This is a genomic window from Bradyrhizobium sp. AS23.2, from assembly GCF_001908185.1.
In the GTDB taxonomy this organism is placed as follows: Bacteria; Pseudomonadota; Alphaproteobacteria; order Rhizobiales; family Xanthobacteraceae; genus Bradyrhizobium.
The window spans coordinates 1-7,679 of the sequence record NZ_LGHM01000276.1 but is presented as its reverse complement, the minus strand read 5'-3'; the positions used below and the strand labels follow the sequence as shown (position 1 = coordinate 7,679).

6 protein-coding genes and 1 pseudogene are annotated in these 7,679 nt (G+C 64.1%); 3 read left to right on the top strand and 4 right to left on the bottom strand.

Annotation, left to right across the window (positions count from 1 at the left end; all coding sequences use genetic code 11):
• Positions 1-189: 189 nt before the first annotated feature.
• Positions 190-1,425: an MFS transporter gene (locus tag AC630_RS40875; RefSeq protein ID WP_074124005.1), complete on the top strand. Its 1,236-nt coding sequence runs from the start codon at positions 190-192 to the stop codon at positions 1,423-1,425.
• Positions 1,426-1,514: 89 nt separating this feature from the next.
• On the opposite strand, the gene AC630_RS40870 is transcribed toward AC630_RS40875, so the two are convergent.
• Together AC630_RS40870 and AC630_RS40865 are read right to left on the bottom strand one after the other, a co-directional pair.
• Positions 1,515-2,009 (bottom strand): VOC family protein, encoded by a 495-nt coding sequence (locus AC630_RS40870; RefSeq protein WP_074124004.1) that lies wholly within the window; start codon positions 2,007-2,009, stop codon positions 1,515-1,517.
• Positions 2,010-2,099: 90 nt separating this feature from the next.
• Positions 2,100-2,645: a carboxymuconolactone decarboxylase family protein gene (locus AC630_RS40865; protein WP_074124003.1), complete on the bottom strand. Its 546-nt coding sequence runs from the start codon at positions 2,643-2,645 to the stop codon at positions 2,100-2,102.
• Positions 2,646-2,804: 159 nt separating this feature from the next.
• Between AC630_RS40865 and AC630_RS40860 the strand changes: the two genes are divergently transcribed.
• Complete coding sequence (locus tag AC630_RS40860) at positions 2,805-4,004, top strand: acyl-CoA dehydrogenase family protein (RefSeq protein ID WP_074124001.1); 1,200 nt, start codon at positions 2,805-2,807, stop codon at positions 4,002-4,004.
• Positions 4,005-4,153: 149 nt separating this feature from the next.
• A complete protein-coding gene (locus tag AC630_RS40855) occupies positions 4,154-5,293 on the top strand; it encodes an acyl-CoA dehydrogenase family protein (RefSeq protein WP_074123999.1) in 1,140 nt (379 codons plus the stop codon).
• 292 nt (positions 5,294-5,585) lie between these two features.
• Here AC630_RS40855 and AC630_RS40850 read toward each other — a convergent pair.
• A pseudogene (locus AC630_RS40850) lies at positions 5,586-6,624 on the bottom strand (amino acid ABC transporter substrate-binding protein).
• A 111-nt stretch (positions 6,625-6,735) separates the two neighbouring features.
• Positions 6,736-7,329, bottom strand: a complete 594-nt coding sequence (locus AC630_RS40845; protein WP_074123997.1) for a L,D-transpeptidase — start codon at positions 7,327-7,329, stop codon at positions 6,736-6,738.
• Positions 7,330-7,679 lie beyond the last annotated feature (350 nt).

Genomic DNA, 7,679 nt, shown 5'->3' with positions numbered 1-7,679 from the left:
CAGCAGTCTCGATACTTCGATCGCCGTCGAAGTGATTTTTGGGACGATGGCTATTAAGTGATGCGTCATGGCCGGGCTAAAGCGCGAAGCGCGTCTTCACGCAGAATGTCCCGGTCATCCACGTCTTAGGCGCGCGGTTCGAAGAACGTGGATGCCCGGGACGAGCCTGGGCATGACGGAGTAAGCAGCATGCTCGACAATCCTCGGACTCCAGCGCTCGACGAATCCTCGTTCCGCTATGAAGGCTGGCGCATCGTCGCGGTCTGCTTCCTGCTCGCGACCTTCGGCTGGGGGCTCGGCTTCTACGGCCAGAGCGTCTACGTCGCCGAGCTCCAGCGCGCGCGGGGCTGGCCGGCCTCGCTGATCTCGTCGGGAACGACCTTCTTCTATCTGTTCGGCGCGCTGCTCGTCGTCTTCGTCGGCGAAGCCGTCCGGACATACGGCCCGCGGCTCTGCCTGATCGCCGGCACGCTGGCGATGGCGGCCGCCGCTGTCGCGATCGGTGCGGTGCGCGAGCCCTGGCAGCTTTATCTTGCGGATGCCGTGCTCGCCTTCGGCTGGGCCGGCACCAGTCTCGCCATGATCACCAACACGATCAGCCTGTGGTTCGACCAGAAGCGCGGCATGGCGATCAGCCTGGCGCTGAACGGCGCGAGTTTTGGCGGCATCGTCGGCGTGCCGCTGCTGGTGACGTTGATTGGCCATGTCGGCTTTGCCAGCGCGATGTACGCGGCAGCCGGCGCCATGCTGGTGCTGCTCCTGCCGGTGATCCTCTTTCTCGTCGGCCGCCCGCCCGATCTCCATGGCTGGCATGCGATGGCGAAGGCGAAGCCGCAATCGTCGACGGAGATTCGCAAGGCAGCGCTGCGCGACGTCGGCTTCCTCACGGTGACGATCGCCTTTGCGCTGGTGCTGTTCGCCCAGGTCGGCTTCATCGTGCACCTGATCTCGTTCCTCGACCCTGTGATCGGACGCGAGCGCGCCGCTGTTGCCGTTGCGGTTCTGACCGCGATGGCGGTGGTCGGCCGGGTGCTGTTCTCGATGGTGATCGACCGCCTCAACCAGCGGCTCGCCTCGGCGCTGTCGTTCCTGAGCCAGGCGGCGGCGCTCCTCTTCGTCATCAACCTGCACAACGACTATGTGCTGATCGCGGCCTGCGCAGTGTTCGGCTTCTCGGTCGGCAATCTCATCACGCTGCCGTCGCTGATCGTGCAGCAGGAGTTCGACTCCGCCTCGTTCGGCGTGCTGATCAGCCTCAACACCGCGATCAACCAGGTGACCTACGCGTTCGGCCCCGGCGTCATTGGCCTCCTGCGCGATTTCTCCGGCGGCTATTCGCTGCCGTTCTATCTCTGCATCGCGCTGGAGGTGGCAGCCGCGGCGCTGATCATGGTGCGCGGGACGCCCCACGCGAAGACTTCGTAGGGTGGGTTAGCGAAGCGTAACCCACCACTTCTCGCACACTCGGGCAGAAAAGAGGTGGGTTACGCCTCCGGCTAACCCACCCTACGAGATCACGCCTCTCGTTGCCTCAAGAGATCTTCAACATCCAGCCGCTTCGTAAACATCGCAAGCTTCCCATCCGCTCCAAACGGCCATTGCTCCCTCGGCTTGTCCCAATACAGCTCCACGCCGTTCTGGTCCGGATCGCGCAAATACAGCGCCTCGCTGACGCCGTGGTCGCTGGCGCCGTCGAGCGCAATGCCGGCCGAGAGCACGCGGTGCAGCGCATCCGCCAGCGCCGGCCGCGTCGGATAGAGGATCGCGGTGTGATAGAGCCCCGTCGTGCCCGGCGGCGGCGGTGAGCCGCCCTTGCTTTCCCAGGTGTTGAGCCCGATGTGGTGATGATAGCCGCCGGCCGAGATGAAGGCGGCGCCCGAGCCCATGCGCTGCATCAGCTCGAAGCCGAGCACGCCACAGTAGAAGCCGAGCGCACGATCGAGATCGGCGACCTTGAGGTGAACGTGGCCGATCCGGGTGCCGGCATTGACGGCTGAATTTTGCGACATGTGGCTGCTCCGTTCCTGAACTCCACATAGGCCGGGCTCCGGGACAGCGCTATTGGCCTATCCCGAAACCTATCGTTTCCGAATGGGCAACTAGGACAGCTCCGGCACCTCGCCCTCGGGCAGCTCGAACTCAAACGTGTTCAGCGTCATCGACACCAGCGTGTAGTAGCCGCACAGCCCGATCACCTCGACGACGCCGCGCTCGCCGAGCAGCTTGATTGCCTCGTCGTAGAGACGCTTCTCGACACCGTGGCCTTCGTGCAGCGACTTCGCCAGATCGTAGATCATCTTGCCCTTGGGATCGTCGAACTCCGGCGTGCGGCGGTCGCGGATCGCGTCGATGATCTCCGGCTTCATGCCGCCCTGGAGCGCGAGGCGCTTATGCGCATACCATTCGTACTGCGCGGTCCAGTGCCGCGCTGTCACCAGGATCGCGATCTCCGAGAGCTTTGCGGGAAATGCGGTATCGAAACGAAGGACCTCGCCGAGCCGCGTCGCGTGACGTGCCATCTCGGGACTGTTGAGCCAGGCCATCATCGGCGCCGGCGGCTTGCCGCGTTTGCCGGCAATCGACTCGTCATAGGTCTGCCGCTGGCCGTCGTTCATTTCGCCAGGCGAAAGTAGTTTCAGGCGCATTGTTGTTTCCTCTTTGTTTTCAAGCCTCGCCATCGCGGCGACTATAGCCGAATGCAGCGCGGCGTGCGTAGCCGCGAGGGCTACGGAAGTGGTTGAATTCCACGGTGCGATGGCCCAGAGTCATCAGCAACAAGCCGACTTTGATTGATGGAAACGACCATGAGCGAATCTGAAGCCGCCGATCTCGAAGAATTCCGCAAGCAAACGCGCGCCTGGCTGGAAGCCAATTGTCCGCCGGAAATGCGCAAGCCCGCGACATCCGACGCCGACGTGTTCTGGGGCGGGCGCAACGCAAAGTTCTCGTCCGAGCCGCAGCGCATCTGGTTCGAGCGCATGCGCGACAAGGGCTGGACCGTGCCGGACTGGCCGAAGGAATATGGCGGCGGTGGTCTGAGCGCTGCCGAGCACAAGGTGCTGCGCGCGGAGATGGCGAAGATGGGTGCGCGGCCGCCGTTGTCGAGCTTCGGCATCTGGATGCTCGGGCCGGCGCTGTTGAAGTATGGCAACGAGGCGCAGAAAAAGGAGCACCTGCCGAACATTGCGGCGGGCCTGATCCGCTGGTGCCAGGGCTATTCCGAGCCGAACGCCGGCTCCGATCTCGCCTCGCTCCAGACCCGGGCCGAAAGCGACGGCGACGATTTCGTCATCACCGGCCAGAAGATCTGGACGTCCTATGCCAACTTCGCCGACTGGATCTTCTGCCTGGTGCGCACCGACCCGGCCGCGAAGAAGCATGACGGCATCAGCTTCATCCTGTTCGACATGACCTCGAAGGGCGTCTCGACCAAGCCGATCCTCTTGATCTCCGGCTATTCGCCGTTCTGTGAAACCTTCTTCGACGGCGTCCGCGTGCCGAAGTCGCACGTGGTCGGCACCGTCAACCGCGGCTGGGACGTCGCGAAATATCTGCTCCAGCATGAGCGCGCGATGATCTCGGGCATGGGCGAGCGCGGCGTCGGCCGTCCGCTCGGTCAGATCGCGGCGGATTCCGTCGGCTCCGATGCGCAAGGGAAGCTCGATGATTCGATGCTGCGCAGCCAGATCGCCAGCTTCGACGTCGATGAAGCCGCGCTCGCGGCCTGCGCCGAGCGCGCGGTCGATCTCGCCAAGGCGGGGCAGGCGCATCCGGCCTTCTCCTCGGCAATGAAATATTACGGCACCGAACTCAACAAGCGCCGCTACGAGATCCTGATGTCGGCCGGCGGCGTCGATGCGCTGGAATGGGAGAGCGAACGCTCGAAGCAGGGCGCCCGTCCGCGTGCCTGGCTGCGCACCAAGGCCAACTCGATCGAGGGCGGCACGTCCGAGGTGATGCTCGGCATCGTCGCCAAGCGCATCCTCGATCTGCCGGGGGCTTAAGAGCACACTCTCGCACGGTCATTCCGGGGCGCGCAAAGCGCGAGCCCGGAATCCATAACCACCAATCGGGGATATGGATTCCGGGCCTGGCCCTTCGGGCCATCCCGGAATGACGAACATAGCTACACTTCGAATCGGAAACAACCACCATGGCCCTCGTCCTCACCGAAGAACAATCGATGCTCCGCGACTCCGCGCGCGGGTTGATCAGCGACAAGGCGCCGGTGTCGCACCTGCGCGGCTTGCGCGACGCCAAGGATCCCACCGGCTTCTCCAAGGAGCTGTGGCAGTCCTTCGCCGAGATGGGCTTTGCCGGCCTGCTCGTGCCGGAAGAGTTCGGCGGCAGCGGCCTCGGCTTTGTCGAAGCCGGCGTCGTCATGGAGGAGATCGGCCGCACGCTGATGCCCTCGCCGTTCCTCGCCACCAGCGTGGTCGCAGCTTCGGCGCTGAGCCGCGGCGGCAATGCCGCGCAGAAGTCGGAGTATCTGCCGAAGATTTCCAACGGCTCGCTGCTCGCAACGCTTGCGATCGACGAGGGCGCCAAGCATCGCCCGCTCCAGACCAGCCTCCAGGCCGTTCGCGCCGGCAACGGCTTCAGGCTCAGTGGTGCGAAGGCGCTGGTCGTTGACGGCCATGTCGCGGACCTCTTCATCGTCGCCGCGCGCACCGCTGGCTCCGCCGGCGAGCGCGAGGGGCTGACGCTGTTCCTGGTCAACCCCAAGGCCAAGGGCGTTGCCGTCGAGCGCACCATCATGGTCGATGCGCACAACGCGGCACGGATTGAATTCGCCAATGTCGACGTCAATGCCGATAGCGTGCTCGGCGAGGTCGACCAGGGCGCGGGCCTGCTCGACGGTGTGCTCGATATTGGCCGCGGTGCCGTTGCGTCCGAAATGGTCGGCCTCAGCGACGAGGTGTTTAACCGCACCGTCGAGTACCTGAAGAGCCGCAAGCAGTTCGGCAAGCTGATCGGCGAATTCCAGGCGCTCCAGCACCGCGCCGCGCAGCTCTACGTCGACATCGAGATCACCCGCGCCGCCACGATGAAGGCGCTCCAGGCGCTGGATACGGACGTCGCCAAGGCCGCGTCAGCCGTCGCAGTGGCAAAAGCCCGCGCCGGCACCACCGCCACGCGCGCGGTGCAGGAAGGCGTGCAGATGCATGGCGGCATGGGCATGACCGACCAGTTCGACATCGGCTTCTTCATGAAGCGCGCGAGGGTCTGCGAGGAATTGCTCGGCGACGCCAACTACCACACCGAGCAGCTCGCCCGCTCGCGGGGGTATTGAGCTCCGGGGCCGCCTCACACACGGTGTCGTCGCCCGGCTTGACCGGGCGACCCAGTACGCCGCGGCCTCTCCGTATACGATTGACGTCTCTGGAATACTGGATCGCCCGGTCAAGCCGGGCGATGACAGTTGAGAGTGTGGAGGGCGCCTGCCCCAAGCTCGTCATTGCGAGCGCAGCGAAGCAATCCAGAGTCTTTCCGCACAGGCAGTCTGGATTGCTTCGTCGCTTCCGCCCTCGCTCTTCGAGCTACGGCGGACAAGTCGCTCCTCGCAATGACGGCGCAGAGCGTGACTACCGCATCGGCGGCGCGTACTGCACGCCACCGGCATTCCACAGCTGGTTCATGCCGCGCGGGATCTTCAGTTTGGACTTCTCGCCGATGTTGCGCTCGTACATCTCGCCGTAATTGCCGACGTGGCGGATGACGCGGACGGCCCAGTCCTTGGTGAGGCCGAGTTGCTCGCCGTAATTGCCTTCGGTGCCGACCAGCCGCATCACTTCCGGCTTCTTCGACTTCAGGGCCTCGTCGATGTTCTCCGAGGTGACCCCCCAGCTCCTCGGCATTGATCATCGCGTAGAGCGTCCACTTCACGATCATCATCCAGTCATCGTCGCGCTGGCGCACGACGGGAGCGAGCGGCTCCTTGGAGATCATGTCCGGCAGGATCATGTGGTCGCCGGGCTTGGAGAGGTTGAGCCGCAGCGCGTAGAGCTGGGAGACGTCGGCGGTGAGCGTATCGCACTTGCCGGTGTCGTAGGCCTTCACGACGTCTTCGAGCTTGTCGAACTTGACCTCTTCATACTTCATGTTGTTGGCACGGAAGTAGTCCGCGAGGTTGAGCAGCGTCGTCGTGCCGGCCTGCACGCAGACCTTGCTGCCGGTCAGGTCCAGCGAGGTCTCCTTGTTGCGCGAGCGCGGCACCATGAAGCCTGCGCCGTCGTAATAGGCGACTGCGGGGAAATAGAGGTCGTAGTCGAGCTCACGCGCCATGCTCCAGGTCGAGTTGCGCGAGAGGATGTCGACCTTGCGGCTCTGCAATTCCTTGAAGCGTTCGCTGGCGTCGAGCGGAACGAACTTCGCCTTGCTCGGATCGTTGAAGATGGCCGAGGCGACCGCGCGGCAGAAATCGACGTCGAAGCCGGTCCAGTTGCCCTTGTCGTCGGGGTTCGAGAAGCCCGGCAGGCCCTTGTTGACGCCGCACAGCACTTCGCCGCGGCGAACTGTGCGTTTCAGGGTGCGGGTGTCGTAGAATTCATAGATGATGGCCAGAGCGGCGACCAGGACGGCGACCGCGAGCCCGATCAGCAGGCCGCCTCGGAATGTGCGCATGATGTCTCTCTCTCGAAATGATCGGGAAAAGGAGTTTTGAGGAAGGTGGAGAGCATGATCCGGAGAAGTGCGAAGCGGTTTTCCGAAAGGATCATGCTCAAACGATAACCCTTAGAGTTCGGGCTTCTGCCGGATGACCACCTTGGTCCCGACCGGGACGCGATCGTAGAGATCGGCGACGTCATTGTTGACCAGGCGGAAGCAGCCCGAGGACACCTTGGTGCCGATGGTGTCGGGACGGTTGGTGCCATGGATGCGGTAGACGGTGGTGCCGAGATACATGGCGCGGGCGCCGAGCGGATTTCCGGGGCCGCCGGCCATGAAGCGCGGCAGATAGGGCTGGCGCTGGATCATCTCCGGCGGCGGCGTCCAGTCCGGCCACTCCTTCTTGTTGGTGATGTTCACCAGCCCCTGCCACTGGAAGCCGTCGCGACCGACGCCGATGCCGTAGCGGATCGCGCGCCCGCCCGGCTGCACCAGGTACAGGTGGCGTTCGGCGGTCGAGATGATGATGGTGCCCGGCGTTTCCGTAGTGCGGAAGTAGACGACCTGCTTCTGCCATTCCGGGTCGAGCTGGTAAGCATCGTCGGCGACCAGGCCCGGCTCGTCGCCCCGGTCGGGCTGCTGGGCGGAGGCATAAGATGTGGACAGGACCAGACCAAGGGCGGCGATCAACATCCCGGTCAGGCGACGAAAATCCGTCATTTCAAGCTCTCCCCGCTGCCACAGCGCAAATCATTCGGAACCATCAAATCTCAGAGGCAAGTTCATGGCAAGTTGATGGCGAGCCCGGCAGGTATGTCACGAGAATGCTTTGGTTTTTTGACGAGCCCGGGCAATGCCACGAACAGGGCATGGCGCGAAAAGCAGTGTCCTCACCCCCCGGATGGGGCACAGGGCTATCGCATATGACGGTTGAGAGGCTGCCGACCGAGCTCGGCCTGCACGGTTCTCGCGGCGATGCGAAGCATCGTCCGCTACGCCCGCTTCGGCGGGCTCCTCACCATGAGGGTTTGATATCTCGCCGCGAAACGCGACCTCATCCTGAGGGCCCG

Excerpts from the sequence above, each read along its gene's own strand:
- AC630_RS40875 (WP_074124005.1), top strand. The coding sequence starts at position 190 with ATGCTCGACAATCCTCGGACTCCAGCGCTCGACGAATCCTCGTTCCGC.
- AC630_RS40870 (WP_074124004.1), bottom strand. The coding sequence starts at position 2,009 with ATGTCGCAAAATTCAGCCGTCAATGCCGGCACCCGGATCGGCCACGTT.
- AC630_RS40865 (WP_074124003.1), bottom strand. The coding sequence starts at position 2,645 with ATGCGCCTGAAACTACTTTCGCCTGGCGAAATGAACGACGGCCAGCGG.
- AC630_RS40860 (WP_074124001.1), top strand. The coding sequence starts at position 2,805 with ATGAGCGAATCTGAAGCCGCCGATCTCGAAGAATTCCGCAAGCAAACG.
- AC630_RS40855 (WP_074123999.1), top strand. The coding sequence starts at position 4,154 with ATGGCCCTCGTCCTCACCGAAGAACAATCGATGCTCCGCGACTCCGCG.
- AC630_RS40845 (WP_074123997.1), bottom strand. The coding sequence starts at position 7,329 with ATGACGGATTTTCGTCGCCTGACCGGGATGTTGATCGCCGCCCTTGGT.